The organism is Roseburia sp. 1XD42-69 (assembly GCF_003612565.1).
In the GTDB taxonomy this organism is placed as follows: domain Bacteria; phylum Bacillota; class Clostridia; order Lachnospirales; family Lachnospiraceae; genus Roseburia_B.
The window spans coordinates 1-2,174 of record NZ_RAZG01000175.1; the positions used below are offsets into that span (position 1 = coordinate 1).

Below are 2,174 nucleotides of genomic sequence, written 5' to 3' on the forward strand. Positions count from 1 at the left end.
TTCGAGAAATCTATAATCTATCAAAATCCCTATTATTTATGGCGGTGAATAGCCTTTGATTGAGCTAAAAACCCAATGAATCAATCATACTACAATTAAATATGGAACGACTTGTTATTTGTGTGCAAAAAATCAGATATGCATACGCTTATTAATTGCGCTCATTTGTAAGCAGAAATTTAAGAATATTATGCTTATAGCTTTATTTGAGTGCGCAAATTTACAGAAAATCAAGAATCAATGAAGGGAGAAATATGCCTATGGATGAGAATACAAATGGGAATAAAAATATACAGTATTTGTATGAATACTACAATATGCTCTATCCTAAAAAATTTAAGGAGAAAGAAAGAATCCGTTTGCTTGCCATACATAAGGATGCTGCAAACAGTGAGAAAACAACGACTATAACACGGTATGTAAATAATTTTTCAGATTACAAGGATTTTATTCTGAAATACCGTTATCAATATGACATATATAATCAACTGGCAACAGTAAAACCAGTAAAGCAAAAAGATGGATGTGAAGCTTATAGTGGCGGTATGGGCAACCAAAGATTACGCAAGGTACTGTTTCTTGATTTTGATTTGAAAGATTACCCCTGTTATGATACATCAAGCGCAGCAGACTTTTCAAATATGATAAAAGAGAAAATCCCTAATTTATTCTTACACGCCTGTACAATGTCAGGGCATGGTTTTCATTTTTATATTTCAGTTGAACCGCTTGTAAAAAATCTGACAGAAATAATAGAAGCCAATAAGAAACTTGCGTCTATAATAGGTGCGGATATTAAGGCAGCAAGCCCCACACAGATTGACAGACCGCCATGTTCTTATAACCATAAACAGCCAGATGGAACTTATGACTATGAAAACAGCGAAAAATGGAAGATTGTAACCTTAGTAAATTGCGTTTATGAAAAAGGGGAGCTGTTTAAAGCATACAATTTGGACTATATTGAACAGTTGATAAAAAATGCCTGCCGTAAAGATGAAGGGCAGCAGATACTTAAAAAACAGGAATGGGATTATACAGGACTTAACGAATATAAAAAGTTTCTTTGTAACTGGCGTATGTTCCATGAAGGAGCAGACAAGGGGCAGCGTAATTTCTGGCATGGGCGGATAGTAAAGACTTTACAATCAGAAGGGTATCAGCCATCTAAAATTTACTCTATGTGTAAAGACTGGAATAGCAGATGCAGACCTCCGAAATCAGAAGCAGAGATAGAAGCAGATACAAAAAGATTTATGGAAACTGATTATAAATTATTAGGGTGTTACCAGTCAATTTTAGATACCACACATAGAGAATGGGTAAAAACTATATGCGATAAGGCAGAATGCAGCACATACCATAATGGTGCAGTAATATCCATTGAAAAAGGGAACGGGGCAAAGATACACAATTCAGCATTGAAAAACAGAGATTTGCAGACAATGACGGGTGATGATTACCTGATATTAACATTATTGGACGTATACAAAAGCAGTTATGGCAGACGTGGATTCAGAATCAGGAATCTTAAAGAAAGACTGTATTCTGACATTCAGAAGAAACAGGCTATAAATGACAGGACATTAAAAAATAAACTGCTGCATCTGCAAGAAAAAAACTGGATTGTGCTAACACATGATAAAAAAACAGCTAAGTTTGATGAATATAAAATTACGTTAAGCAGACGATTAAAGGATTTCAAAGACGGCAAATACATACAATTCTATTTTTCAATAGCCAACTGCCTGATAAACGGACTGATAACACAAAGGGATTATTTAGTATATCTTATTTTGATACGGAATTTAAGCGAAGGAAAAAGCGTTTCTTATGAGCAGTTATCGGATGATTTAGGGATAGATAAATCTAATATCGGGAAATCAATTAAGAATCTGGAAAGACAGCGGTGTATTGTGCTGATGAAAGATTACAATGAAAAAGGCAGGGAGTTTAACAAATATCATGTTATTAATCCTGATACTGTACAGTTGAATGATGGAGAATCCAGTAATAAGCTTGTATTGAAACTGCTTGCATAGACAAGGAATTACCAGATTCATAATGATACTTGGATGTAGATGCTTAGATATAATTACTAATCCTGAATTATTCACGGAATAACAGCATTAACTGCTGAAACCCGCACAGTTACTGTATTTTAATTGAATATT

Annotated in this window: 1 protein-coding gene; it reads left to right on the forward strand. The window is 34.2% G+C overall.

From position 1 onward, the window contains the following. The first annotated feature begins 260 nt into the window (after positions 1-260). The gene (locus D7Y06_RS24815; RefSeq protein WP_120410141.1) at positions 261-2,042 is read left to right on the forward strand and encodes a hypothetical protein; all 1,782 of its coding nucleotides are present in this window, start codon (positions 261-263) and stop codon (positions 2,040-2,042) included. Positions 2,043-2,174: the final 132 nt, after the last annotated feature.